Raw genomic sequence first — 25,789 nt, 5'->3', positions numbered from 1 at the left:
GCCTTATGTTTCAGGACATATCTATAGAGAAGCTGAATGAGCTTCGTTCCAATAATGAAATGACCGTCATTGATGTCCGGTCGCCATCCGAATATGCGGAATCGACGATTCCGGGCAGCTTGAATATCCCGTTCTTCACGGATGAAGAACGGGCCGAGATCGGAACCTTGTATAAACAGGTCAGCACGCAGAAAGCCAAGGAGCGTGGCCTCGAGATCATGTCCGCCAAGCTGCCGACATTCGTCAAACGCTTCGCGGAAATACCGGGGAATAAGACGGTGTTCTGCTGGCGCGGAGGCATGCGCAGCCGTACGACCGCAACCGTGCTTTCATTGATGGGGATCCATGTGTACCGCTTGGATGGAGGATATCGCTCCTTCCGTAAATGGGTCGTGGAAACGCTTGAGACTTTGGAGTTCGCTCCGCAGGTCTTTGTACTTCACGGGAACACGGGAACCGGGAAGACCGAAATTCTGAAGTCCTTGAAAGAAAAAGGATACCCGGTTCTGGATCTGGAAGGATTGGCAGGACACCGGGGATCGATTTTCGGTGCGATCGGCATGGACAGCCATAATCAAAAGACCTTTGATTCAACGCTGCTGGAGGAAGTTTTACGTTATCGCGAAGAGCCTTATATCTTGATCGAAGCGGAGAGCAAGCGCATTGGCAAGGTGGTTCTGCCAGAGTTTTTGATCAACAAAAAGGAACAGGGGATCCATATTCTGCTGGAAGCCCCGACAGCGCTGCGCGTGGAGAATATTCTGAACGATTACCGTCCGCAGGAGCATGCCGAGGAAAGTCTGCAGGCTTTCCTTCAGATCAAGAGTCGCATTCATACGCCGATCGCCCAGGAAATTGAGGCGTGCTTGCTGTCCAGGCAATTTGGCAGGGCTGTCGAGCTGCTGCTGAAATATTATTATGACCCGAGATATGCTCATACCTCCAACCATTACGGCGAGGAGTTTGCCAAGACGATCCCGATTGCGTTTGAGACGTTAGAAGATGCTGTTGTACGCGTGGAGCGGCGCATCGATGAATTGATACAACGAAATGATGCCGAGCATTCAATGCAGACCGGCGTATAACGATAGAGAAAAAGAGGAGGCCTTAAAGGCGCTCCTCTTTCTTTTTAAGATGATAAAGTTTTCAGCGAAGCTGAATTCTTACAAGCTGTTCATTCGGCCGGATCCATCTCAAATTCCTACCGGAATACCGTGAGCGGCAAGCAAACTTGCCTTTTGCTCGGGATAATCCAGCATTCTGACCACCTCGGTCGCACAGCGGCTCGGACTGTAGTAATCCCTTCCGGGCGAGTCGAAGCGTGAAAGCTGTGAGCCCCTCCGTAGCTGTATTTTCTCGCCGCGCGCAAGCTTGCCCAGCCAATCTTCGAGCACATTCTCGTTCTGGAGCGCTTCGCCGTAGCCGCGGGTAACGAAATATTCACGGTTCATTTCTTCTTGGCCGGGAAGGGACTCGCAGAAGAGCATCGGCAGACTTTTGGCGAGAGCTTCTGTGCATGTCATTCCTCCAGGTTTGGTAATGAGCAGATCGGAAGCATCCATCCACTTGCTGATTTCGCGCGTATGTCCCATGAGGACGATATGTTCATGCTGGAACCGCGGGTCATTTCTCAGCTTATCCAACAGCTTTCGGTTGCTTCCGAGGCAGAATACGAGCTGAACGCGTTCTTTCCAGCTCAAGAGCTGCTCGATCAGTTGGTCGCTTGCGACCAGGCCCCAGCCGCCACCCATGATGAATGCGGTAGGCATATCCTTGATGTTCAACGTTTGTCTGACGGATGTTTGGTCTTCCCTGGACCAGAAATCCGGATGGACCGGAATGCCTGTGACCTGAATGTGGTTCGGATACACGCCGCGCTCAAGGAGGAGCTTGCGAACGGCGTCCGTTGAGACAAGGAAACGGTCCACTTCGGAATTAATCCAGGAGGCGTGCGCGTCATAATCGGTGATGACGGTATACAAAGGTACATTCAAACCGGCAGCCTTTAATCTGGAAATAATGTTGGTCGGAATCGGATGCGTGCTCACGATCAGATCCGGTCTCAATTGCTCGATGACTTCAGCGGTATGATGGTAAAAAAGTCGGTGAAGCGCCATCGTCGTCAATTTGCTTAACGGTTTGTCGTGCTGCTTGCGATAGAGCATGCCGACAAGCCCGGGATTGGTATGAATGGTTAAGCGGTAAGCCGAGAGAATCCATGGAGCCACCGTCGGGTTCAAGAATGAGCCGAGCTCGATGACCTTCGTTTGAATATCGGGATTCATCTTTTTCATGCCTGCAGCGAGCGCATAGCCAGCCTGGGTATGTCCGCTTCCGAAACCTTCGGACAAGATCAATACTCTTTTCTTACGCATTACGTTTCACCTTCACTCATTATATATTGGATGCTCCTTCATTCAGGAAGGCAGCTTATGTTCTAACGGGAGAGTTTCATCCTGTTAATGATCTTGAGAGTTCGTTCTTATGTATGCACCGTGTTTTCCATTGGTTTAAGTGTATGACGGATTCGAATTGTTCAAAACGGACCGCAGTCCGGTTTCATGCTGGACCAAGGTCGGGGAACAGGTTCTTTTTCGTTGTCTATATATTTAGACGATGGGCGAGAGGGAAACCATGCAGGTTTTTTTGAAAAGATCAATGTTTGGGGCCTGCACTTCGGTTTATATTATACTATTCATAGAATATCAGGAATTATATGTATAAATAAGGGGGCAAATGATGCTAAACGGCAAAGATTTGCAGATGAGCGTACCCGATCACTAGAAAAATGTACATTTCGTTTGAGTGTCGGATATGGCACTTGGTCAGCCAACGTTACTTAGAGTTTAAAGTCATACCATTTACCATGTATTTATACAGTGTAAAAATTCGGGAAAATGAAAAAGCATGCGATTCACATGGTATAATAAACCAAATTTATTCATTTAATCTTCCGGAGGGATCGCATGATGACAATCAACAATGGGAATGGTCAATTGACCGAGATTCAGATCCATGGTCGTGATATTCTTTTGAGATATGCTAAGGAATCCGACCTGAATGATTATTTTACCTTTTTACATGATCCTGAGATGACTCGCCTAACGGGCTCACAAGGAGAATACACCCGTGATGACATTGCTGCTTGGATCAAGAAAATCAGTGTTGTAAACAACGATCGTGTTGATTTTTTGATTATATTGAAAAGAACAAACAAGCTGCTTGGTGAGGTCGTGCTGAATGAAATAGACTTAGTTAACCGGAGTGCGAATATCCGTATCGGGATTCAAGGAACACAGCATCGAGGGAAAGGATATGGCACGGAAGCAATGATTCAAACACTCGGGTATGGATTCAACACATTAAAACTGCATCGAATTCATTTAGGAGTCTATCCTTTTAACCCACGAGCGATCCATGTCTACGAAAAGATTGGTTTTAAACGAGAAGGGTTACAGCGGGATGCTCTTTATATAGATGGAACATTTCATGATATGATCACCATGTCTATACTCGAAGATGAATTCCGACAGTCGATAAGCTAGCGGGCTGATACAACAAAGGTTCTTGGGTAGGATTCGTATTGGTAGTACAAAAATGTTGGGATTGGGATGAGGATATGGTTAAAGCAGTGGATCAAACCTCCAAAAACGAAAAATAAATCATTTTTGGAGGTTATAACATATGAAATTCAATCCGATTGACATGGATAACTGGAGTAGAAAACCCTATTTTGAGCATTATTTAAACCATGTCAGATGCACCTACAGTATGACGGCAAATATTGAAATTACCATTTTAGTGTCAAAACTCAAGGATAAGGGAATGAAGCTGTACCCGGCACTCATTCATATGATAACTACAGTGATAAATCGCCACAGTGAATTTCGCACGTGTTTGGATGCGGAGGGTAGATTAGGTTATCGGGACAGCTTGTCGCCTAGTTTTACCATTTTCCATGATGATGAAAAGACCTTCTCAAGCATCTGGACTTTGTACAGTGAAGACTTTAATGAGTTCTACAGCCGGTATCTTGATGATATGAAAGTGTACGGAAGTGTTAAACAATTGTTCGCTAAAGAAAAGGAACCACCAAACACGTTCCCCATCTCTAGCATCCCGTGGGTCAGCTTCACGAGTTTTAACCTGAACTTGGTTAACGAGGGGAATTATTTGCAGCCGATCTTTACGATAGGGAAGTATGATCGTCAAAATGAAAAAATATTGCTGCCACTATCGGGACAATTTCATCATGCCGTTTGCGACGGTTACCACGCCTCCGTGCTATATAATGAGCTTCAATTACGTGCAGACGCTTGTACGGAATGGCTGCCAAACAAAATATAATCCATTCTGCTAACGAGGAAGATGATTAACAGAGTTATGAAGAGTAAGCCAACCATTTATTTTTGTTGGCTTATTCTGTTGTTTTCGGACGATATTACGCAGCAACTAAAGAGCCAATAGGTCATTAATAAACTCCCATTTTAGTCCCGGTGTGCTTACTTGGTGATAGATGTCGGATTCATTCTTCCGGATCATTCTCGTGAGGGAAAAGAATGACGTGAGTCACCCATTTGGCCATGTGCTCCGGAGACTCCTGCATCTCGGAGGAAACCCAGTACCGGATGAGTCCGAGCAGCCCGCCGGCATTATACGCACAACGGATCTTGTTGATCGAAAATTTGAATAGCTCCTCTTTGATCATTTCTTCCAGATGCTGCGGAAATTGTTTTTCGCTGAGCATCACGGAATAGAATTTGAAATATTCTTCAATGTGCAGAAAAATGGCTAGCAGGGAAGAGATCGGCTGCTGCCGTTCCTTATAGTCCGTCACTGCTTTTTCGAGATTGAAGGAAGGATATTGGAACGCCGCACGCAGCTTATCCAGCACGTAGGCCGAGTTTTGGTCCATCAAATCCTCCTTGTCGAGAAAGTGGAGATAAAATGTGGAGCGGTTGATGCCTGCACGCTGGACAATATCGCGAATCGTGATAGATTCATATTTTTTCTCGGTCATCAGATCGAGGAAAGCGCCCATGATGGAGCTTTTGGTTTTCAGCACCCGCGGATTCATGAATGTCAACTCCTTGTTGTGATCTTTATTCTTAAAATAGACATTTCGGGACAAAATGATGTTTGTAACTGCGAAGCACAAGTTTTACAATTATTATAGACATTCTGTTGTCTAATTTAAATGCCTGGGAGGTAATAATGATGAAACTTCAAGACAAAGTTGCAGTAATCACGGGCGCAGGCTCCGGTATGGGCAAAGAAATGGCGCTGCTGTTCGGGCAAGAGGGAGCCAAGCTGGTGCTGGCGGACATCTCGCAAGCTACGCTGGATCAGGTTGTATCCGAAGTGAAGGCGAACGGTGGAAACGCGGTAGGCGTCCTGGCCAATGTTGCCAAAGAAGAAGACGTGCAGAACATGATCGATACTGCGGTCAACACTTACGGCTCCCTAGACGTGCTGGTAAATAACGCAGGCATTATGGATAAAATGACACCGGTTACAGATGTAACGGATGAACTGTGGGAGAGAGTGATCTCCATCAACACTACGGGTCCGATGCGCGCGATCCGTAAAGCACTGCCAATCATGATAAAGCAGGGCAAAGGCGTTATCGTGAACACCGCTTCCGTCGGCGGTCTATACGGTTCCCGTGCGGGCGCTGCCTATACGGCATCGAAGCATGCCGTCATCGGTTTAACGAAAAACGTCGGCTTTCAATACGCGGATGCCGGCATTCGCTGTAATGCGATCGCTCCGGGCGGCGTAGAAACGAATATTATGGCTGACGCAAGCGACATGAACCTGGAAAGCCGCGGTTTGAAAAAGGCAATGTCCGGCACTGGCATGAATCCAAGAAACGGACATCCTTCTGAAATTGCCAAAGTTGCGTTGTTCCTGGCTTCCGACGATTCCAGCTTCGTAAACGGAACCGTTATTACAGCCGATGCCGGCTGGACGGCTTATTAATCATATAAGGTTAGGAGTATCGTGTACGATACTTGATAGAATACAGGGCTCTTTCTCTACAGACTGTACGCAGCCTGTAGGAAGAAGCCCTGTTTTTTTGATGATAAGATTATTGAGTCAGGGTTCCGGAAGACGGAGCCACTTTGCGCTGTGATTGAACTTTGAAATAAAGTGCCCCGACGGTGAGGCTCATCAGCAGGTTGATGCCGATCAGCAGCTGATAATTGTGGGCCAAATCGAAATTGTATCCTCCGGCGAGAGCAGCCGCGACGCCACCAAGCTGGTGCACGAGCAGCAGAATGCCTGTGTGAAGTCCCATATTTTTGTCCGCGTCCGCCATGGATTCCCTCGCAACGAGGATAGCCCCCGGCACGGCTCCAACGTAAGTCGCCCCGAAGATCAGCGAGAATAATATCGGCGATACCGGCAAATGAAGAATCAGCAGCATGAACGCTGCAGTCCGAAGCAGATATAAAACGGCCAGTGCCTTGGTTCTCGAGGTATGGTCCAGCAGGAAAGAAAACGTGATGCCGCCAAATACCTCAAGCAATCCGAGCATACTCATTGCCGAGGATATCATGCCTGTAGAGACATGAGCCGTCTGGTGAATGGCGACAAGATTCATTTCCACCGTTCCCATACTGATGCCGCATGTGAAGATGCCGAAGGCTATGATCAGATATACCGGATGCCGGAGCATCATGAAGAACATGCGTACACCTGCCAGCCCATTTCTCACAGCTTTGCCGGGTGGAGTAGAAGCCGGTTTTGTTTCAGGTGCCTCAGCGGGAGCGGCAAGATCGGTTGCTTCTTGATGTTCGCGAAGTATGAATATAATACAGGGGATAAACAACAGGCTGATGAGCAGCAAGGCTTCATAGACGCGGATCCAGTTCAATCCTTCCCATTGGGCGAGTACTGGCACCAATACGGCAAATCCGAGTGAGGTTGAACTTCCAAGCACGGCCAGCGCCTTGGCCCGATGATGCCTGAACCACCCCGTAATCAGGACATAACTTGTCGAAGCACCCAGACCGACAAACCCTGCAAACAATCCATTGCCGATAAAATATCCAGCCTCATTTCGTATAGTGAGCACCGTAATCAGCGAAAGCAATTGGAAGCTGCTGACCAGTAGCATCACCTTTTTGACGCCGAAGCGATCCACGAGAACCCCGCCCAGCGGGGCGCACAGCGCTCCGATAAAGGTTGCGGCCGACCATGTTGTTCCCAGAAAGTTTCTTCCCACGCCCAGACTCGCAGTAATGTCACCCTGGTAATATGAAATGACAAATCTACTAAGGGATCCGGCAAAACCGAAGCACCATAAAAATAGCAGCAGAAACCAGGCGTACTTCTTCTCATTCCACAGCATAACAAAGACTCCTCCCAAGAGATGCTCCCATCCACTGTGATGGATTTGTTTTTTTTGTAAGTATACAATGATTCCTTACGTGCGCAGCCAGCCAATTGGAAGAATATTCCCCCAACCAATTCCATTTGCATATATAATGTGTGCTGAGGGGGAGAGACGATGCAATGGATGCCTGAAATGACTAGTGAAACACCGATTTACATACAAATATATAACTATTTTGAGAATCAGATCCGAAGCGGCAGCCTGCAGACGGGAACACGCCTGCCGACCGAGCGGGAACTCGCGCGTCTGCTGTCGGTTAACCGCAGCACCGTGACGACGGCGTACGATGAGCTTCGTTCCACAGGTTTGATCGAATCAAGGCAGGGGAGCGGCACGCGCGTCAGCGGATTGATGTGGGAAACAAAGCCCGTAAAGCTGCCCCACTGGCAGCGTTACAACCGCAAGCAGATGTATGATCCCTCCGAACCGGTTCGCCGTCTGCTTCACCAATCCCTAGGGAGCAAAGATATCATCCATATGATTCGGGGCGAACTCTCTCCCGATTTGATGCCTTTAAAGCTGCTTCAGCAAGCTTCGATGAAGCTGAACCCTGAAATTCCCTATAGTTATTTTGAAGATTGGAGAGGTGACGCGAATCTGCGAGCGACGCTCTCCGCGTTCCTTACCTCACGCTTGGACGTGAAGTGCGATCCAGCGAATATGCTGGTTACTAGCGGCGTAAAACAATCCCTGTCTCTGATTGCGCGTACGCTGCTGAATCCGGGAGATGCCATCGCGGTTGAAGGTCCATCTTATCTGTACTCGATGCAGGTGTTCGCGGAAGAGGGGCTCCGGATGGTTAAGCTCGAGATGAACCGGGAGGGTCTGATTCCCGAGCAACTTCCAAGACTCTATCAGCAATTCGGCATCCGGATGGTATTCACCAATCCAACGTATCAAAATCCGACAGGGACCAGCATGCCGGTAAGCCGCCGGCGAAAGCTTGTTGAAATATGCGAACAGCTGCAAATTCCGTTGGTCGAGGACGATCCATACAGTCTGCTACATTTCAAAGGCACGGACCAAACGCTTCCGGCGATGTATTCCTTGGACCAGCAAGGGCAATACGTCATCTATCTAAGCACACTTTCTAAAATCGCTACGCCTGGAATGAGAATAGGGTTCGTGGCGGGACCGGAACAAATCATCGGCAGACTGGCAGAGGCCAAAAACCGTTCAGGTTATAGCTCAAGTCATATGGGTGAACGCCTGGCGGATGCCTTTTTGAACGACCCAGGCCTGGATGAGCACTTACACCGATTGAGAGGGGAATTGGAACTCAAAAGGACGATTATGCTAGAGGCATTGCAGAAGGAAGCAGGGGAATTCATCGAAGTTTTAATGCCAGCTCTACCTGCGGGAGGATATTATGTATGGCTGCAGCTGAAGAATGAGCCGGGGCGTATTTCCGATATGAAATGGATTGAGATGGCCATTCGGCATGGGATTACGTTTTACCCGGGATCGGTATTTGGAGAGGCGGGTGATAAGCTCCGGTTAACTTATGCGTCCATCAGCCGTGAAGAAATCGAAGAGGGGGTTCGCCGCTTAGGCAACATGCTGAGGGAAGGATTCCGCCGTTAAAAAAATAGCGCCGTCATCAGTGCCTTTTCGGCACCATGATCGGCGCTGCTCTGCTTTTTTGTTGGCTACGACCTGGGTCATCGGTTTGCGGTTCCAGGTATTGCGACCCCCAAGAACAGGTGCTCCGGAACGCTTTGCCGGATTGGACTTGGTCGGCGTTAGTTTTGATTTCTTCATCTCAAATCTCCCCTTTTGAAAGCTGTGGTCTATCCCAGAATAAAACATTTTTAACATGAACTCAAGCGAACTGCGTAAAATGAAAGGGTATGCTATAATCAATTTGGTTTAATATGGAAAATGGGAGGTAGGAACATGAAAAAGCGGAAAGAACCGGGCAGACAAGCCCGTAGAGGAACCCCGGCACAATCAGTCACCAAAACCGTGATTGCGGGTACGATCGGTCTCAGTCTGCTTCAAGTGCCGATGTGGGCATCAGCGAATAACGTCCAAGTCAGGGAAACCGTAGTAGTGCCGGCAAGCGGCGTGAACAAGGCTGCAACCGAAGTCCAGTCCCAGGCTGCGGCCCGGTCTTCGGAGGAGAATGCTAAAATAACCAAAGAGCAGGCAGAGCAAAAGATCAGACTGCTATTCCCTGCTCTAAAAGACGCCAAGCTGGACAATGTCAGCTATTCGGAGAGTGAGCAAGGTTCCGGAAGCGGCTCCACCTGGATGTTGAATTGGGCCATCACCAAAGGAAGCAGCACCTACTACTTCAACACGAGCATTGATGCGGTAACTGGCGAGGTGCTGAACTACAATCAGCCAATGAATTTGTCCGGTGACGAAACCGCATACTTTCCCGCAGAAATCACCCGGGAGCAGGCTGAAAAGGTCGTTCAGGATTTCATCCGGAAAGCAGCCCCCAGCCTTAAAAGCGATGATCTGATCACTTCCGATTACCTGTACGGTACGACCAAGGCGCTGCTCGGACCCGTTACGTACAACTTCTCTTATAACGTAAAGGTAAACGGGATACCGGCCGACGGTGAAATGCTGAACGTCTCAGTCGATGGCAAAGGGCGGGTATTCAGTTATGACAGAACATCCTTTGATAAGAACTATCCTACCAAACAGACCTCCCTTTCAGTTTCGGATGCAACTCTCGCGTTCAAAAAGGATCTGTCAATCCAGCTGGCCTACGTCTCGAACGATGAATATAACGGCCTTCGCAACAACACGAAAAAGAAATGGCAGCTTGCATACATAGTCCAGCCTAATTTACTGCAGATTGACGCCAAAACCGGCAAGAAAATCATGACCGATCCGGCACTGGAGCCGATCTCAACATCCCCCATCACGTATTCGGCACTGCCTCCAAGCAATCTTTCCTTTAAGCCGCACACAGGCAAGCTATTGACATCCAAAGAAACGATTCAGCTGTACAATGATCTGGCGCCGTCCAGCAAGGATTACACGATGTCTTCTTATCTTTCGAAGGGATGGATGAATTCCGACAAGCAGGTATGGAACATCTATTGGAATAAGCGCGACATCGGCGGAGGCAAGCCTGGTGATAGCGTGAGTATGAACGTGGAAGCCGAAACGGGTCAGCTCTTGAATTTCAACTACATTGATTATCCGATGGCGGCCAGTGCAGACAACACTTCCAAAAGTGACGCGGTGGCAATTACAGAAGCGAAAGCGCGCGAAAAAGCGATTGAATTCGTCGAGCGCTACTATCCGGATGCCCAGAAGACGTTAAAGCTATCCAGCGAATCGGGCATTGTGAAATCAGGTGGGAAAACGTCCTTCCGGTACGTATTCCAGAGGTTTTATGGAGAGCTTCCGATTTTCAATCATCAGGTGAACCTCGTCTTGGACGCTGATGGCAAAGTCCATTCATACTACACCAGCGGCCAGCCGGATAAAGAGTTTGAAAAGGATTTAGCCGCACTGTCGCCAAAATTTACGAAGGAAGACGCGCTCAGCAAGCTGAAGGCCGGACTCGGTGCCGAGCTGAGATACACCCGTAGCGGAGGATATTATTCGGATGCGGAGTATCTTGAACCCAAAGTAACGTTGTCCTATGTGCCGACGTTCAATGGTGAACGCAGCATTCCTTATATCAATGCAGTTTCGGGAGAAACGGAACGGCTTGGAACGGTTTCTGCCGACAAACCGAAAGCCAGCCTTCCTTCAGACGCGGCGTCGCACAGCGCGAGCAAGGATCTCGCCACGCTCCTGGAGTACAACGTCATTTCGCCGGGAACGGATGGAATGCTTCATCCGGACGCGGAACTGACTTACGGGGATCTATTGGTGATGTTGTCGAAGGCCGTGTATCCTGATCGTTTGTATTACGATGAGAGCCGAGTCGGCAATCAGTTTGCTGATGTTAAGGCAGATAGCCCTTATGCGGAGGCTGTCCAGATGTTCGTTGAGCGCGGCTGGCTGCGAAATGCACAAGGTGGCGAGCTTCATCCGGAACAAAAGCTCACCCGGGGCAAGCTGGCGGAAGTGATCGTCGATATTCTGCATTATGACCGTCTCGCTAAGTTTTACGACACGGCTCCCTCGGTAATGACTTTATCCGATGCCGCATCGATCCCAAACAAAGGGGCTGTGGAGTTCGTCATGAGGCTGGGCCTCATGTCGGCGAAGGACGGGAAATTCGAACCGAATAAAGGGGTAACCAAGGCCGAAGCGGCCCAATTCCTTGTATTGCTGGCACATATCCAAGGGAAGGTCGATACGCCAGTTACCTTCTGAAACTCGAAGTCACATTAGCCGGCTGCAAGCTAAGACAGCCGGCTTATTCACATCATGTTCCATGGAGGATAAGGAATGCATTCGCACACCTATAAGAATCAAAGCTTGCTACGGAGGCTCACGGGAATCGCCGCCGTATTCGTATTTATTGTCTTGCTTGTCGGTTCCGTGCTTTGGTTTGAAAACCCGCCAAAAGGCAAAGGGTTGGATGAGCCGGAACTCTCGTTTTCATCGGAGCGGGCATTTGCTCACCTAACTCATATTGCCCAAGAGCCTCATACGTTTTATATGCCTGAAAACGAGAAAGTTCGCCAATACATAGTGGATCAGTTTAAAGGTTTAGGCCTAAGCGTGGAAGTGGAATCGTACCCGATTCAATATGACCGCGGAAACGGCAACGAGGAGGCTACGCTAAACAACATTATCGCTACGCTCAAAGGGTCTACGGAGGGACAAGCGCTGATGATGTCGGCCCACTACGATTCCGTCGCAAAGGGTCCGGGAGCGAATGACGACGGCGTAGCGGTTGCTTCGTTGATCGAAATAGCAAGGGTGCTGCAGGCACAGGGGAAGCCGGAGCATGATATTCTCTTTGTCATCACGGACGGGGAAGAAGGAGGACTGCTCGGGGCGAAGGAGTTCTGGAAAGCTTCGGCATTCAAGGAACGCGTGGGGATGGTCGCGAATTTCGAGGCGAGAGGTGCGAGCGGGCCATCGCTGATGTTCCAGACGAGCCCTCAAAACGGTAAATTGATCCGAAATTTTGCGGCAATCGCTCCTGCACCGGTAAGCAACTCTTTTCTGGCGGATATTTACAGCAAAATGCCGAATGACACAGACTTGACCATTTCCCTGCGCGAAGGCGTTCCCGGAATCAATTTTGCATATGTCGGCTCCTGGAATAAGTATCACACGGCAGAGGATACTGTGGACAATGTTTCGCGGGCGACGCTCCAGCACCACGGTGAAAATGCGCTTGCTGTCGCCGGGCATTTCGGATCAATGGATCTCGGCAACCTGAAGTCCGGCGATGTGGAATACTTCAATCTGTACGGGAAAATCATCCATTACCCACAAACAATGAATTTTCCTCTTGCGATTATACTTGCGGCAGGACTGATCCTGCTGACGGTACTATACGTTAGAAGAAAGCAGGCGCGGTTTGCGAAAATTGCTGTAAGTTTCTTCTGGATTGTGCTTGGGTGTATCATATCCGCACTGGTTAGCCTAGGGTATTATGAGTTGATAAACCTCGTTAACCAAGATATTAACATGCAGTTTTACCACGTGAGTTTCCTGTTCATAACCCTGATCGTCCATGTATTATTGTCTTTGATGCTGCGCCGGGGCCGCAGTGAACTCGAGATGGTGATGTCCGCTTCGTATATGTTTCTTGTTCTGATCTTCATCGTCAACTTTCTCATGCCGGGGGCGAGCTATATGTTCACTTTGCCGGTTGCGGCGCATGGCATTGTGCTGACCGTTCTGCTCGGAGCAAAGGAGCCGTCGGCGGTGCTTCGCCAAAGCTGGGTCATCATGTTACTTGCGATTGTGCCCGTTTTACTGTTCACGACGCTGTTCCACCTTCTGTTTATGGCGATGCCCCCGCTCGTGAATGTCGTCTGTGCAGTGCTGTTATCGCTTAATCTGTCTATGCTCTATCCATTTACGCGAAACGTTGCCGATGCATTATCAGGCAGGAAGGGAAGCCGTAAACTGGATACAGCCCGAGTAAACATATAGCTTATAAAGCAAAGAAACCGCCCATACCAGGCGGTTTTTTTGTCCTCCCCTGACGCTTCGATTATGGATATTTAGGATTGCGTAATTAGCTCAGCAGCCCTACAATATAAACATATGCTTATATGCTATTTTTATATAAATTGCAGGGAGGTGCGAGCATGGATCAGATTAACGAGGCCGCGGAGAAAATGAAGCTTCTTGGAGACAAGACTCGTCTTACGATTCTTTGCTTGTTGAAAGACCGGGAATGGTGCGTGTGCGAGCTGGTAGAAGTGTTATCCATTTCGCAGCCCGGTATCAGTCAGCATATGAGGAAGCTGAAGTCGCATGGTCTCGTGAATGAATCGAGAAGAGGGCAATGGGTTTATTATTCGCTCCGGGTACAGGACATGCCCTATATCCAATGCGTACTTGATTGCATGCCTGGCACATCGGGTACTTTACATTTGCTGGGCAAAAACGATCCGGGCCAAATTTGTAAGTAAGCTCGGATATAGGGTATAGGGTATAGACAGAATCGGGGGATATCATTTGCTATCAGTCATACTTTCGGTAGTTATTTTTATCATTACATTAACGCTTGTCATCTGGCAGCCCAAGCAATTATCGATCGGGTGGTCTGCCTGCGGAGGAGCTGTCGTTGCTCTGCTCGCGGGCGTGGTGGATTTCCATGATGTGCTGGACGTAACCGGCATCGTGTGGAACGCGACGCTTGCCTTTATAGGGATCATTCTGATCTCGCTTGTTATGGACCGGATCGGGCTTTTCGAGTGGGCGGCGCTGCATATGGCTGCAGCCGCGAAAGGGAACGGCGTTCGGATGTTCGTCTATATTTCCGTGCTCGGCGCTATCGTCTCGGCATTCTTTGCCAATGACGGGGCGGCGCTTATCTTGACGCCTATTGTGCTTGCCATGGTAAGAGCGCTGAATCTTGACGAGAAAAAGGTGTTCCCGTTTATCATTGCAAGCGGGTTTATTGCCGACACCACCTCGTTGCCACTTGTCGTGAGCAATCTGGTGAATATCGTATCCGCCGACTTTTTTGGCATCAGCTTTATGGAGTATGCCGGTAAAATGCTCGTGCCGGATCTTATGGCGTTGCTGGCCAGCGTTGCCGTCTTGTACCTGTATTTTCGCCGCAGCATTCCCGGAAGGTTCGAAACGTCCCAGCTCAAGAACCCCAGTGCGGCCATTAAGGATCCGAAATTGTTCAAGCTGTCCTGGGCTGTGCTGGGGCTGCTGCTGGTCGGGTATTTTGTCTGCGAGTTTCTGAATATTCCGGTATCCATCGTAACGGTCGTGATTGCGGCCTTGTTCCTGCTCATCGCCAGACGCAGCCCTGCCATTCCGGTTAAAAAAGTGGTTAGCGAAGCGCCTTGGGCCATCGTGTTCTTCTCTATCGGAATGTACGTCGTGGTGTATGGACTCCGGAATGTCGGCTTGACCGATCTCTTAGCCGATGTCATACGCAGTGCCGCGCAGCACGGGGTATTCGCAGCTACGCTGTCCATGGGCTTCATAGCCGCGTTCCTGTCTTCGATGATGAACAATCTTCCGACCGTCATGATTGATGCGCTGGCGATCGATGCTGCCCATGTCACGGGTGCCGTCAAAGAAGCCTTAATCTATGCGAATGTAATTGGTTCTGATTTGGGACCGAAGATCACGCCAATCGGCTCCCTGGCAACGCTGCTCTGGCTGCACGTTCTTTCATCCAAAGGAGTAAAGATATCGTGGGGAACCTATTTTAAAACAGGCATCATCCTGACGATTCCGACCTTGTTTATTACATTGATCGGTTTGTATTGGGTTCTGATGCTGTAAATGGATCGGCTCCATCATGTACGGAGTGGATAACCATGCCATCAATCTGGTGCTCGATCTTAACCTGCCTCGGCATCCTAAAGTCCAAATCAAATTCATGGGGGAGGAAGATCATGGCGTGCTCTTCGGCAGCATGATTAGCAACCTGAAAGTTGGGCATGTTGAGGAGGAGACCACCTTTGTCGCCGATCATAACCGGCTCGTCCTTTGGACGCTGTTACCGGTTCGTTTATTGGGAAGCGGAAATGAAGACAGGATTGAAATTACGGATCAAGAGACGGGCAAAGTCATCGTCAATGAGAAATTGACGTTTCGCTTATCATACTAGCGGAGCGGGACCCGGAATCAATGGTGCGGTTAGGATTTAAGTTCGGATGTGCATGGAAGATGGTTTTTTTGATATAATGTTCCTTACATTTCTTACTGCTGAAATGAGACTACATATAAATTGAATGAAAGCCAGATTGCGGCTTTGGTTCATTTTATGAAGAAAGAGTGTGAACAGGCAACGATGATTTCATTTCTGCTGACGTTAAAGCGCCTTCTGGGCGGATTGTTTCATGCATTCAAACATAAGAATTTTCAGGTGCTGTTTGTCGTGATCGTATTCGTGCTGCTGTCAGGAACCTTGTTCTATACCCGTGAAGAAGGGCTGTCCGTCATCGATGCGCTTTATTTCTGCATCTCGACGCTCAGCACGGTCGGGCATCCGAATTTTGTGCCGCAAACCTCCTTCGGCAAAATCTTTACCATGATCTATATTGTCGTCGGCACGGGCCTCTTCATGGGGCTCATGGGTTATATCGCTTACGGTGTGGTGAAGAGCAGTCAACGGGAAGATGAAGAAGAGAAGGAAAAGAACGGAAAGAAAGGCTTGAAGGACAAGCCTGACAAGAAGGAAAAGGCATAAAGCTCAAGGTTCCAGCAGGCACGGTGAAGGCAACATCCGATTCATGCGAGCCTCAAGCTTGCGATCTGAGGGGTTAAAGGGGAAGCGGTATGGCTGCCAGACGGCAGTTCGTGCCGGTTCTTCTTTTTTGTCGGAGTACCGTCACATATGAGCATGCTTAACCGGCAAAACCGCTGTGTTATAATACAATCATTGAACATTACGACGGAAGCAGGTGCCTTAATTTGAAAAAGGTTGTGGTCATCGGCGGGGGCATTACGGGTCTTTCCACCGCTTATTATTTGCAGAAAAGCGCGAAAGAGATGGGCGCTGACATTCATATTACGGTCGTCGAGGCGAGTGATCGGCTGGGGGGCAAAATCAGAACGGTTCACGATGGGGAATTCACGATGGAGACCGGCGCGGATTCAATTGTTACCCGCAAGACCAATGCGGCGGTTCTGATCGAGGAACTTGGACTCCAGGACGAAGTGGTATATAACGCGACAGGCATTTCCTATATTTATTCCGATGGCAGGCTGAAGCAGATTCCCAAGGATGCTGTCTTTGGCATTCCGACGAGTATTGAGTCACTCGCAACGACGGAGCTGGTATCGGCCGAAGGCAAGGTCGAAGCGCTTAAGGATCTGTACACGCCCAATGAGCGCTTTACGAAGGACGATTCGGTCGGCGCCTTCCTCGAAGCCTTTCTCGGCAAAGAATTGGTGGAAAAGCAAATCGCTCCCGTGCTCTCCGGCGTATATTCCGGCCAGCTGGGCGATCTGACAATCGCATCCACGCTGCCATACCTCATCGATTACAAAAACGAATACGGAAGCATTATCCAAGGCTTATCGGAGAACAAAGCCAAGTTCCAAAGCGGAGGCGGGAAGAAGTTCCTGTCATTCAAGCAAGGCGTATCCGAGCTGATCGACGGCCTGGAACGGAATTTATCACGGGCGGATATCGTGAAGGGCACGGCTGCCGAATCGCTTAAGCCGCGGGAAGGTGGCGGATACGCTGTAACGTTGAAAGACGGCCGCGTATTCGAAGCAGATGCCGTCGTGGTCAGTACGCTTTCGGCTGCCGCACAGCAGCTGCTGGCAACCCCTTCGCTTGACGAGGAGTTCGATCAGTTCCGAAACAGCTCATTGATCAGCGTCTATATGGGGTTTGACGTGCCGGATCATGAGCTTCCGGCAGACGGGACCGGCTTTATCACGTCAAACAGCGAAGATGTCAAATGCAATGCCTGCACATGGACAAGCCGCAAATGGGAGCATACTTCGACGGAAGGCAGGCTTCTTGTCAGACTCTTTTACAAGAGCATCAATCCCCATTATGACGAACTCGTGACGATGACCGAGGATCAGCTGCTGCAGGTCGGGATGAATGATATTCGAACGAGCCTCGGGATCACGAGTCAGCCGCTTACCTACGATGTGACCAAATGGCATGAGGTGATGCCGAATTATCATATTACGCATCAAAAAATCGTTAAATCATTGGAAGCCAAAATGGAGAGCCTGATGCCAAACGTGCTGCTCGCCGGATGCTCCTATTACGGGGTGGGCATTCCGGATTGCATCGCGAACGGGGAAGAGACCGCCGCGAAGGTCCTGAAGAAGCTTGCGTATTAAGCGCACATAAGGAAGACCCGGACATTTGTCCGGGTCTTTGTCGTATCGGTTATCGGTTTAGCTCCAGCAAAACCCGCACTTGATGCGGACCAAACACCACGTTCCCGCTTATATCTTCTTCGTTCCAAATATCGCGGTACGATCCTTGTATGCTGGACGCCATCTCCTTCTTGGAGCAATTGAGCGTGAAAATGTACCGGCTGCCGTCAGCTGCCTGTCTCATAGTAACCTCAATTTCCGGAGGAGGCGTCATCCCCAGAATGGAGAATATGCCAAGCTTGCCTGTCAACTGTTCGATCAGTTCCGTGTAAAAGCGTGGTTCCGCAAATGTCGTAATCATCCATGCTTCTCCGCTGCCGAAAGCGTTGCGGGTTACCGCAGGATACCCCGCATACCATTCGCTGGCAAAGACACCCTCCACCCGGCATGTATCCGGCCGGATCAATTCCTGGAGCAACCCGCCTTGAAAGGTATCGTTCCCCCAATGGAAGCTTACCGGATGCTGTGCAGAAGATGTGGTTGTTTCCACTAGACGCGTTCCGAGCAGCTTGAGAAGTCCTGGATGCATTTGATCCGGATAGTAGCTGGCTTCCATGTCTTTGCTGCCGGTTAACGGATGGAAGACGACCGTCCCGCCGCTTTCCACGAACGCTTCCAGCTTGCGTATAAGCGGGTCATCAACCAGCGGCAGCATGGGTACCAGGAGCAGCTTATAGGCGGCGAAATCGCCTTTTCGCCCAACCGCATCGCAGTTGAAGCCCAGATTCCGGACAGCATGGTAAAGCGTATTGGTTTGCCTCATGTATAGACCGGTATCACCTGTCCAAGGCGAAGTTTCTTCGGCATGCCAACGGGAAGGAAAATCATACAGAACCGCGATATCGCTCATGATCATCGAACCCGTAAGCAGAGGGGCAATCCGGTGCAGCTTACGTCCGATACGGCAGCATTCATGGTAAATTCGCGTAGGATTGCCCCCATAGTCGGTCAGGGCGCCGTGGTTTTGCTCGGCTCCATAACGAAACCGCTTCCAAGGGAAATAAAAGACAGCGTCCGCGCCGTTCGCGACCGTATGGAGTGTGAGCCGTTCCACTTCCCCCGGATCAGGTGTATTCGAATTGGCGCCGATAATGGAATGTCCTTCGTTGCGAAGTTCGTAAACATGGAAAGGCGCCTTCTTGAGGCTTCGGTTCGCCGCTAGCCCGAATGCGAGCGATCTGCAGTTATCTCCGTAGGGAGGGTAGTAATTGGTGCCCGTAACATCAAGCAGATCGGCCATATCGTAATAATCGGTACGGTTGTTCCAAAACAGCTGGTGATTGGTAGATATATAAGCGCCGTTCGTGAGATGGGGTTTCAGGGCAGACGTCAGCAGGCTTGCAGCCTCGACGTTGCAGTCGCTGCGAAATTGCCTCCATGCCTGAACCATTGCGGGGTGGTACACCGTCTTGGATACTCTGGGGGTCGCGATCTGCCCGAAGTGATTGTATTCCATCGACCAGAACACCGTACCCCAAGCTTCATTCAAGACTGCAATATCCCTGTATTTGTCTTTTAGCCACGTCTGCCAATGCTGCTTGCAATAGGAACAGTGGCAATCCGGCTCATCTCCGATTTCGTTATCCAGATGCCAGCCTGCGATCAGGGGATGGTTACCGTATCTTTCTGCCAAAACGGATGCAAGCTGAGCTGCTCTCTTTCGCAGCAGCGGGTGGTTAATGCAGAACGTATAACGGCTGGCATGCTCTAAGCGGATTCCTGCACTGGTTTCGATCAGGATGGAGGGATCTTTTTCAACAAGCCATGTCGGGACTGTTCGCATCGGGGGACACAGCACCATTCGAACGGAATACTGCCCTGCAGCTTCAAGAAAAGAATCCAGCCAATCGAGATCAAAACAGCTTTCTTGCGGCTCCATGCGTGACCAAGCGAATTCACCGATGCGTGCGGCATTCAGCCCGGCTTCCTCCATCAGCTTCAAATCATCGATCCACTCTTCAGGGTTACGGTGTTCGGGATAATAGCAGGAACCATATAACATTTTGAATAAACTCCTTTTTGATGATTGTCAAAAACTTATATAAATATTATAATAACCTTGATTTTATTGATAGCGGACTTTTTGAAAATGGTATAACGAATTGAATATGTAGAGAAAGAGAGGTGATTCCTATCGATGTTCGGATTGTCCGTCTGTTCCGCTCTCCGGAGCAGCCGATGCCGATGTTCGTTCATACCGTTGGCTACAACAAGCAGCCCCCGCTTCAAAGGCCGAATGGCTTTTCGACGCACCAGCTGTTGTTCTCGCGATCGGGAACGGGCCGGCTAAGTATAGACGGGTACGACGAAATGATGCTGGGCCCGAAGGAGTATCTGTTCCTTCCGGCAGAGCTGCCTCATGAGTATGAGCCAATAGGCAACGACCCTTGGTGGGTCGGTTATGTCTCCTTTGCAGGTACGCAAATTCCTTCCTTGTTGGACCACTTCGGCATTCAACCTTGTAAACCGGCGGACTGCCCGGATGTCGAAACGGTCTGGAGCTCGCTAGATGAGCTGTGGGAGCTTGCGGATGCCAATGAGGAGCATGTGGAGTGGGATGGAGCCAGGGTATTATATGGACTTATGCTGGATCTTGAAAAAATGAAGCTGGCGAAATTGCCGGAACAGGAAATGGCCGCACCCGCGGAAACGGATCCTGCAGGGGCAGTCGTCCGTCAAACAGCGCAGTACTTGAATGAGCATTTTACCAAAAACATCTCCTTATCCAATGTCGCGCAATCGCTTGGCTACTCGCACCAGTACCTCAACCGGCTCTTCAGACAGACATACGGCCTCAGCATGCTGCAGTATGTTCAGAAAATGAGGCTCGGGCGGGCCGTGGATCTGATGAAAAGCCAAGCCGGCATGCCGGTGAAGGATATCGCTAAACATGTCGGCATGGAAACGAATTATTTTATACGCATGTTCAGAAAGACAACAGGCAAGACTCCGGACCAGTACCGGAGAGAAATGCTGCAATCCCAATAACTTAGCAAAGGGGAATCTTTTCTGATGAATTCGAATCCTGGTAAACGTCCTAACATTGTATTTGTGATGAGTGATGATCATGCGGCTCATGCGATGAGCTGTTATGGCAGCAAAATTAACGAGACACCTCATATAGACCGGATTGCCAATGAAGGCATGCGGATGGATAACTGCTTCTGCACAAATGCCATATGCACGCCGAGCCGCGCAAGCATTCTGACGGGTACATATAATCATGTGAACGGCGTCCGCACGTTGTCCGACCGCCTGGACGGTCGTCAAATGACCATGCCGAAGCTGCTTCAGCAGAACGGTTATCAAACGGCGATCGTTGGCAAATGGCATCTGGGCCACGGCGGGGACAGCGATCCTACAGGCTTCGATTACTGGAGCGTGCTCCCGGGCCAGGGCGACTATCATGACCCGAATTTCATTGAAATGGGTCAAACGATTTCCGAAAAGGGATATGCCACAGATATCATCACCGACAAGTCCATCCAATGGCTGGAGCAGCGCGATAAAGATAAGCCGTTTTTCCTGATGTGCCATCACAAAGCTCCTCATCGGCCTTGGATTCCGGATGAGAAGCATGCTCTGATGTACGAGGATATGGATATTCCGGAGCCGGAAACGTTTAACGACGATTATTCGGGGCGTGCCAGCGCGGCGGAAGCAGCGATCATGCGGATCGACCGGGATTTGACGAAGCGCGACCTGAAAATAGACCCGCCGGCGCATCTGGAAGGTGCAGCCCTCAAAAGCTGGAAATACCAGCGTTACATCAAAGACTACCTGCGCTGCATCGCTTCGGTGGACGACAATGTGGGAAGGCTCCTGGATTATCTGGATACGGAGGGGCTGAGCGAGGACACGATTGTGATTTACACGTCGGACCAGGGATTCTTTCTTGGCGACCATGGATGGTACGACAAACGGTTCATGTACGAGGAATCGCTGCGCATGCCGTTCGTCATCCGGTATCCGCGCGAAATCGCCGCGGGAAGCGTCGATAAGCATATCGTACTGAACGTGGATTTTGCACCGGTGTTCCTGGATTATGCCGGAATTGACATTCCAGAATCCATGCAAGGCGTTAGCTTCAGGCCGATTCTGCAGGGCGAGAATCCGCAGAGTTGGCGTACATCGATGTATTACCGTTATTGGGAGCACTTGTCCGAGCATGGCGTATATGCCCATTACGGCGTACGCTCCGAACAATATAAGCTGATTTATTATTATGCGGATGCCCTCGGTACGAACGGTTCGGTCGATGAACCGAAGGTGCCTGAGTGGGAACTCTTCGATCTCAAAAAGGATCCGCAGGAAATGATTAACGTATACAACGATCCGGATTACGAGCATATCGTTGAAGTGATGGAAAAGGAATTGTACCGGCTCCAGGAAGAAGTACGAGACGAACGCTTTGTGTATGCCGGCAATTGAATCGAATGCAAGCCAAGCCGGTTGTCATAAGACAACCGGCTTTTTGAAATAGAACCTGATCAAACGAACTACACCATAATTCGAAGGGATGGAGACGTTATGAATCACGGTAACATTACTAAACCGAACATCGTGTTTGTTCTAGCTGACGATATGGGGGCATGGGCACTGGGATGCGCGGGCAACGATGAAATACGAACGCCCCATTTGGACCGGTTGGCATCCGAAGGCATGCGGTTTGACAGCTTTTTCTGTGCATCACCGGTATGCTCGCCGGCTCGGGCATCGATCCTTACCGGGCGTATCCCCTCACAGCATGGCGTTCACGATTGGATACGTTCCGGCAATCTGGATAAGCAGAGTCTGCCTGAACATATACGGTCGAAGCCATTCTTTCAGGACGAACGGACAGCCATAGAGTATTTGCAAGGGCAAACCGGCTATACAGAGCTTTTGAAGGATGCGGGATATTCCTGTGCGTTAAGCGGGAAATGGCATTTAGGCAACAGCCGCGTTCCGCAAAAGGGATTTGAACGCTGGTTCTCCATTGCCCGGGGTGGGTGTTCATACATGAAGCCGGATATCGTGGAGAATGGCGAGGTTCGGATCGAAAATCGCTATATTACGGAACTCATCACGGAGCATGCCGTCGGCTTCTTGGAAGAACTGTGTGAGGAGTCAGCTCCATTTTATTTAGGCGTTCATTATACGGCACCTCATTCTCCCTGGGATCGTTCCGAGCATCCGGAGCACTATGTAGACATGTACAAGGATTGTGCATTCCATTCCGCTCCGGATCTGCCAGTTCATCCGAGCCAGGTGAATACGGCGCCTCATGGCGAAGGGGAGCACCGAAAGGAGCTTCTCAGAGGATACTACGCCTCCATATCGGCGATGGATCATGGAATCGGACAACTGCTGCAGGTGCTTGATGACAAGGGGGTGCGGGACGATACCCTCGTGATTTTCATGAGCGATAACGGAATGAATATGGGCCACCATGGCGTGTGGGGGAAGGGGAACGCGACGTTTCCGCTGAACATGTTTGACACGTCGGTGAAGGTTCCGGCCATATTCAGCCACCCGGGAGTCATTCCGCAGGGACATGTCAATCGCGAGCTGGTGAGCCAATACGATATTTTCCCTACATTACTGGAGTATGCGGGAGTTGCCAACCCGGAAGCGAAGACGCTCCCCGGAATCAGCTTTGCAGATCTGTTACACGGCGAACCGGCCTCGAAGCGGGAGGATATTGTTGTATTTGATGAATACGGCCCCGTTCGCATGATCCGGACGGATGAGTGGAAATATGTACACCGTTATCCTTATGGGCCGCATGAACTCTATGATTTGGTCCATGATCCGGATGAGGAAGTGAATAGGATAGATGAGCGCCATTGCACGGAGATCAGGGATTCACTGCGCCAGCGTTTGGGCGAGTGGTACGGCAAATATGTCGATCCGGTTAAAGACGGCGTATATGCACCGGTTACGGGATTCGGACAAATGGACGTGGTCTCGCCCGGAAAGAGAGAGGGAGATAGTTTCAAGGTTTTTCCTACGGACTCCTTATAGAGCCGCATATGCATGTTTAATTACACATAACCGCGCAGGTGCGCGGTTTTATTGTTTGGTACGCATCTTCAAAATCATCCGTGTGCGCGGAGCAAGCCATAGCCCTGCTGCAAAAGGCAAAGAAGCTAGAAACAGAAGGCGCCCTTCAAATCGGAAGGATTTGGGATGCTATAATTGAACGGAAATTACCATAAGAATCGATTAATCTAATAGGAGACATGGCCGGTTTAAGGTCAGGTCTCTTTGTTTTCTCCATTTTTGCTTGAAATTTCGCTTGTGATATAGGGTTGGAGGCTGTCCAGAAACAGCTGCTTTACTTGTTCCCTAAGACTGCCCGGATAGATGACTTCGGCATCCGGACCGTATTTCAATAGGAGCCTGGCAACGAAGGGGAATTCATCCGCCGGAATGTTCCCTCGCCACTGATGATCGCTGAGATGCTGAAACAACGGATCGGACTCGGCAAGCCGTGCACCAAACGCCGTAAATCGGATATGGGCTTGTTCTCCAGCCCGATCTTCAGGAGTTGATAACCACTGCTGGAGCGTCGGCAAATCAGGCATCGTTTCCTCCATGAGCGCGAGACCCGTGACGCGGTCGGCACGGTACAGCAGAATCCGGTCCCTGCTGAACGCAGGCATGTACCAGTAACCCTGTTCGAAGTACAGGCCGACGGGAAACACCTGTGTCGTTCTCTCTTTGGAGGCGGAGCGATACTTCATTTGAATACGCCGTTTATTCATGGCTGCCTCCAGAATCAGGGAAGTATAGGGCGACGCTGCCTGGGTAGGCATCATGCGGAAGGAAACGTAATTTTTCAGGAGATCGATGCTTTCCTGGACATCCTGCGGAAGCCCGGCGTAATATTGCTCGGATAAATGCTCGCGAACCGCTCCAAAAGGCATATCCGGGATATGCTCCAGCAGCTTCAGCATCAAAAAGAGGCCTAAGGCTTCGTCCCTCGAGAGCTGAAGAGGGGGCAGCAGTCTGTTAGGCAGTGCCCGGTAACCGCCGTGTGGACCCGTTTCGGTATAGAGTGGAAATCCGCTCTGCTGCAAATAATCCAGGTCCCGCTGGATTGTCCGTACGGAAACGTCAAACCTCTCGGCGAGCTCGCGGGCCGTATATTTCTTACGGGAATCCAGCATGCGCATCAATGTAATCCGGCGTTCATTCATGAGTCGGCTCCTTTAGATATAACAATTCTATATTTACGACAAATAATGTCATAAACGCATTATAACATAATGTATAGAAGGGAGAGATGGACAAATGAATGGTAAGAAGGAAAACAAGGTCGTTCTGTACATTGCAATGAGTCTGGATGGCTACATTGCTAGGGAGGATGATTCGGTAGACTGGTTAAACGATGTGAAGGGGGATGGCGGAGATAACGGCTTTGCGGATTTTTACAAGACGGTCGGCGCTCTGATTACAGGCAGCAAAACGTATGATGTCGTGCTGACCCTAACCGATGAATTTCCTTACGAAGGTAAGCCATGCTACGTCACGACCCGTACGCCGAATAAATTCCAGCTTAAGCCGCATGTCTTCTTTACAGATGAGCCATTATCGGTTCTTGTGCCTCGGATCAAAGCCCAGACCGAGGGGGATGTGTGGCTCGTAGGGGGCGGCCTTTTGGCAAAAGATTTCATGAAAGAAGGGCTTCTGGACGAAGCTGTGATCGCGGTGATTCCCAAGGTTCTCGGCGGAGGAATTCCGCTGTTTCCTGAAGGGGTCCGTCCGGCCGCCTTTGAACTTCGGCACATGGAATCACTCGGCGACATCGCCAGGCTGCATTATACGGTATTGAAATAGGAGTAAAAAAAAGGAGGCATACACGGGCCGTTTAGGCGAGTGGCGCCTCCTTTTCTCGTCTCCTACAAGAGACTGATTTTAACGTGCCGAAAGCGCAGAACATCTTCAAAGTCGCATGAAGGATAGACCAATTCA

General features: G+C 50.0%; 22 protein-coding genes. 16 read left to right on the top strand and 6 right to left on the bottom strand.

Features of this window, described 5'->3' with window-relative positions; all coding sequences use genetic code 11:
* The first annotated feature begins 5 nt into the window (after positions 1-5).
* Entirely contained in the window at positions 6-1,085 is a 1,080-nt protein-coding gene (gene mnmH, locus ACTHPM_RS06375) for a tRNA 2-selenouridine(34) synthase MnmH (protein ID WP_440394357.1), read from the top strand.
* A 108-nt stretch (positions 1,086-1,193) separates the two neighbouring features.
* Here the strand turns inward: mnmH and ACTHPM_RS06370 are convergent, their stop codons facing one another.
* Entirely contained in the window at positions 1,194-2,375 is a 1,182-nt protein-coding gene (locus tag ACTHPM_RS06370; protein ID WP_440394356.1) for an MGDG synthase family glycosyltransferase, read from the bottom strand.
* Between the two features lie 594 nt (positions 2,376-2,969).
* Between ACTHPM_RS06370 and ACTHPM_RS06365 the strand changes: the two genes are divergently transcribed.
* A complete protein-coding gene (locus ACTHPM_RS06365) occupies positions 2,970-3,545 on the top strand; it encodes a GNAT family N-acetyltransferase (protein WP_440394355.1) in 576 nt (191 codons plus the stop codon).
* A gap of 139 nt (positions 3,546-3,684) precedes the next feature.
* Positions 3,685-4,347: a type A chloramphenicol O-acetyltransferase gene (gene catA, locus ACTHPM_RS06360; RefSeq protein ID WP_440394354.1), complete on the top strand. Its 663-nt coding sequence runs from the start codon at positions 3,685-3,687 to the stop codon at positions 4,345-4,347.
* A gap of 178 nt (positions 4,348-4,525) precedes the next feature.
* On the opposite strand, the gene ACTHPM_RS06355 is transcribed toward catA, so the two are convergent.
* Entirely contained in the window at positions 4,526-5,077 is a 552-nt protein-coding gene (locus ACTHPM_RS06355; protein WP_440394353.1) for a TetR/AcrR family transcriptional regulator, read from the bottom strand.
* A gap of 140 nt (positions 5,078-5,217) precedes the next feature.
* On the opposite strand from ACTHPM_RS06355, the gene ACTHPM_RS06350 reads away from it, so the two are divergent.
* Positions 5,218-5,982, top strand: coding sequence for an SDR family oxidoreductase (locus ACTHPM_RS06350; RefSeq protein WP_440394352.1), 765 nt, complete (start codon positions 5,218-5,220; stop codon positions 5,980-5,982).
* Between the two features lie 109 nt (positions 5,983-6,091).
* On the opposite strand, the gene ACTHPM_RS06345 is transcribed toward ACTHPM_RS06350, so the two are convergent.
* Positions 6,092-7,357: an MFS transporter gene (locus ACTHPM_RS06345; RefSeq protein WP_440394351.1), complete on the bottom strand. Its 1,266-nt coding sequence runs from the start codon at positions 7,355-7,357 to the stop codon at positions 6,092-6,094.
* Between the two features lie 159 nt (positions 7,358-7,516).
* Between ACTHPM_RS06345 and ACTHPM_RS06340 the strand changes: the two genes are divergently transcribed.
* The gene (locus ACTHPM_RS06340) at positions 7,517-8,986 is read left to right on the top strand and encodes a PLP-dependent aminotransferase family protein (RefSeq protein WP_440394350.1); all 1,470 of its coding nucleotides are present in this window, start codon (positions 7,517-7,519) and stop codon (positions 8,984-8,986) included.
* Here ACTHPM_RS06340 and ACTHPM_RS06335 read toward each other — a convergent pair.
* Entirely contained in the window at positions 8,951-9,163 is a 213-nt protein-coding gene (locus ACTHPM_RS06335) for a hypothetical protein (RefSeq protein WP_440394349.1), read from the bottom strand. The two genes, ACTHPM_RS06340 and ACTHPM_RS06335, sit on opposite strands and share 36 nt — an antisense overlap.
* A 135-nt stretch (positions 9,164-9,298) precedes the next feature.
* On the opposite strand from ACTHPM_RS06335, the gene ACTHPM_RS06330 reads away from it, so the two are divergent.
* The 7 genes from ACTHPM_RS06330 (at position 9,299) to ACTHPM_RS06300 (ending at position 17,791) form a co-directional block, all read left to right on the top strand.
* Positions 9,299-11,695: a YcdB/YcdC domain-containing protein gene (locus ACTHPM_RS06330; protein WP_440394348.1), complete on the top strand. Its 2,397-nt coding sequence runs from the start codon at positions 9,299-9,301 to the stop codon at positions 11,693-11,695.
* Positions 11,696-11,770: 75 nt separating this feature from the next.
* A complete protein-coding gene (locus ACTHPM_RS06325) occupies positions 11,771-13,438 on the top strand; it encodes a M20/M25/M40 family metallo-hydrolase (RefSeq protein WP_440394347.1) in 1,668 nt (555 codons plus the stop codon).
* 158 nt (positions 13,439-13,596) lie between these two features.
* Complete coding sequence (locus tag ACTHPM_RS06320) at positions 13,597-13,923, top strand: ArsR/SmtB family transcription factor (RefSeq protein WP_440394346.1); 327 nt, start codon at positions 13,597-13,599, stop codon at positions 13,921-13,923.
* Positions 13,924-13,969: 46 nt separating this feature from the next.
* Positions 13,970-15,262, top strand: coding sequence for an arsenic transporter (locus ACTHPM_RS06315; protein WP_440394345.1), 1,293 nt, complete (start codon positions 13,970-13,972; stop codon positions 15,260-15,262).
* 16 nt (positions 15,263-15,278) lie between these two features.
* Positions 15,279-15,590 carry a hypothetical protein gene (locus ACTHPM_RS06310; protein ID WP_440394344.1) on the top strand — a complete coding sequence of 104 codons (312 nt, stop codon included), beginning with the start codon at positions 15,279-15,281 and terminating at the stop codon, positions 15,588-15,590.
* Between the two features lie 183 nt (positions 15,591-15,773).
* Complete coding sequence (locus tag ACTHPM_RS06305) at positions 15,774-16,172, top strand: potassium channel family protein (RefSeq protein ID WP_440395364.1); 399 nt, start codon at positions 15,774-15,776, stop codon at positions 16,170-16,172.
* Between the two features lie 224 nt (positions 16,173-16,396).
* Complete coding sequence (locus tag ACTHPM_RS06300; RefSeq protein WP_440394343.1) at positions 16,397-17,791, top strand: protoporphyrinogen oxidase; 1,395 nt, start codon at positions 16,397-16,399, stop codon at positions 17,789-17,791.
* Between the two features lie 49 nt (positions 17,792-17,840).
* Here ACTHPM_RS06300 and ACTHPM_RS06295 read toward each other — a convergent pair whose 3' ends face one another.
* Positions 17,841-19,832 (bottom strand): beta-galactosidase, encoded by a 1,992-nt coding sequence (locus ACTHPM_RS06295; protein WP_440394342.1) that lies wholly within the window; start codon positions 19,830-19,832, stop codon positions 17,841-17,843.
* Between the two features lie 122 nt (positions 19,833-19,954).
* Between ACTHPM_RS06295 and ACTHPM_RS06290 the strand changes: the two genes are divergently transcribed.
* The 3 genes from ACTHPM_RS06290 (at position 19,955) to ACTHPM_RS06280 (ending at position 23,836) form a co-directional block, all read left to right on the top strand.
* Entirely contained in the window at positions 19,955-20,818 is an 864-nt protein-coding gene (locus ACTHPM_RS06290) for an AraC family transcriptional regulator (RefSeq protein ID WP_440394341.1), read from the top strand.
* Positions 20,819-20,842: 24 nt separating this feature from the next.
* On the top strand, positions 20,843-22,261 hold the full coding sequence (locus ACTHPM_RS06285) for a sulfatase family protein (protein WP_440394340.1): 1,419 nt from the start codon (positions 20,843-20,845) through the stop codon (positions 22,259-22,261).
* A gap of 99 nt (positions 22,262-22,360) precedes the next feature.
* Positions 22,361-23,836, top strand: coding sequence for a sulfatase-like hydrolase/transferase (locus tag ACTHPM_RS06280; RefSeq protein WP_440394339.1), 1,476 nt, complete (start codon positions 22,361-22,363; stop codon positions 23,834-23,836).
* Between the two features lie 233 nt (positions 23,837-24,069).
* On the opposite strand, the gene ACTHPM_RS06275 is transcribed toward ACTHPM_RS06280, so the two are convergent.
* Positions 24,070-25,014: a helix-turn-helix transcriptional regulator gene (locus tag ACTHPM_RS06275; protein ID WP_440394338.1), complete on the bottom strand. Its 945-nt coding sequence runs from the start codon at positions 25,012-25,014 to the stop codon at positions 24,070-24,072.
* Positions 25,015-25,108: 94 nt separating this feature from the next.
* On the opposite strand from ACTHPM_RS06275, the gene ACTHPM_RS06270 reads away from it, so the two are divergent.
* Positions 25,109-25,654 (top strand): dihydrofolate reductase family protein, encoded by a 546-nt coding sequence (locus ACTHPM_RS06270; protein ID WP_440394337.1) that lies wholly within the window; start codon positions 25,109-25,111, stop codon positions 25,652-25,654.
* Positions 25,655-25,789 lie beyond the last annotated feature (135 nt).

The organism is Paenibacillus sp. SAFN-054 (assembly GCF_051966755.1).
GTDB lineage: Bacteria > Bacillota > Bacilli > Paenibacillales > Paenibacillaceae > Paenibacillus_AQ.
The sequence above is the reverse complement of the archived record's forward strand: the minus strand, read 5'-3'. Positions and strand labels throughout refer to the sequence as shown.

Bases quoted from the DNA above. Each gene is read 5' to 3' on its own strand.
- ACTHPM_RS06270 (WP_440394337.1), top strand. From the start codon at position 25,109: ATGAATGGTAAGAAGGAAAACAAGGTCGTTCTGTACATTGCAATGAGT.
- ACTHPM_RS06320 (WP_440394346.1), top strand. From the start codon at position 13,597: ATGGATCAGATTAACGAGGCCGCGGAGAAAATGAAGCTTCTTGGAGAC.
- ACTHPM_RS06310 (WP_440394344.1), top strand. From the start codon at position 15,279: ATGTACGGAGTGGATAACCATGCCATCAATCTGGTGCTCGATCTTAAC.
- ACTHPM_RS06345 (WP_440394351.1), bottom strand. From the start codon at position 7,357: ATGCTGTGGAATGAGAAGAAGTACGCCTGGTTTCTGCTGCTATTTTTA.
- ACTHPM_RS06340 (WP_440394350.1), top strand. From the start codon at position 7,517: ATGCAATGGATGCCTGAAATGACTAGTGAAACACCGATTTACATACAA.
- ACTHPM_RS06305 (WP_440395364.1), top strand. From the start codon at position 15,774: ATGATTTCATTTCTGCTGACGTTAAAGCGCCTTCTGGGCGGATTGTTT.
- ACTHPM_RS06370 (WP_440394356.1), bottom strand. From the start codon at position 2,375: ATGCGTAAGAAAAGAGTATTGATCTTGTCCGAAGGTTTCGGAAGCGGA.
- ACTHPM_RS06275 (WP_440394338.1), bottom strand. From the start codon at position 25,014: ATGAATGAACGCCGGATTACATTGATGCGCATGCTGGATTCCCGTAAG.
- ACTHPM_RS06285 (WP_440394340.1), top strand. From the start codon at position 20,843: ATGAATTCGAATCCTGGTAAACGTCCTAACATTGTATTTGTGATGAGT.
- mnmH (WP_440394357.1), top strand. From the start codon at position 6: ATGTTTCAGGACATATCTATAGAGAAGCTGAATGAGCTTCGTTCCAAT.
- ACTHPM_RS06330 (WP_440394348.1), top strand. From the start codon at position 9,299: ATGAAAAAGCGGAAAGAACCGGGCAGACAAGCCCGTAGAGGAACCCCG.
- ACTHPM_RS06280 (WP_440394339.1), top strand. From the start codon at position 22,361: ATGAATCACGGTAACATTACTAAACCGAACATCGTGTTTGTTCTAGCT.
- ACTHPM_RS06355 (WP_440394353.1), bottom strand. From the start codon at position 5,077: ATGAATCCGCGGGTGCTGAAAACCAAAAGCTCCATCATGGGCGCTTTC.
- ACTHPM_RS06365 (WP_440394355.1), top strand. From the start codon at position 2,970: ATGACAATCAACAATGGGAATGGTCAATTGACCGAGATTCAGATCCAT.
- ACTHPM_RS06335 (WP_440394349.1), bottom strand. From the start codon at position 9,163: ATGAAGAAATCAAAACTAACGCCGACCAAGTCCAATCCGGCAAAGCGT.
- ACTHPM_RS06295 (WP_440394342.1), bottom strand. From the start codon at position 19,832: ATGTTATATGGTTCCTGCTATTATCCCGAACACCGTAACCCTGAAGAG.
- ACTHPM_RS06350 (WP_440394352.1), top strand. From the start codon at position 5,218: ATGAAACTTCAAGACAAAGTTGCAGTAATCACGGGCGCAGGCTCCGGT.
- catA (WP_440394354.1), top strand. From the start codon at position 3,685: ATGAAATTCAATCCGATTGACATGGATAACTGGAGTAGAAAACCCTAT.
- ACTHPM_RS06325 (WP_440394347.1), top strand. From the start codon at position 11,771: ATGCATTCGCACACCTATAAGAATCAAAGCTTGCTACGGAGGCTCACG.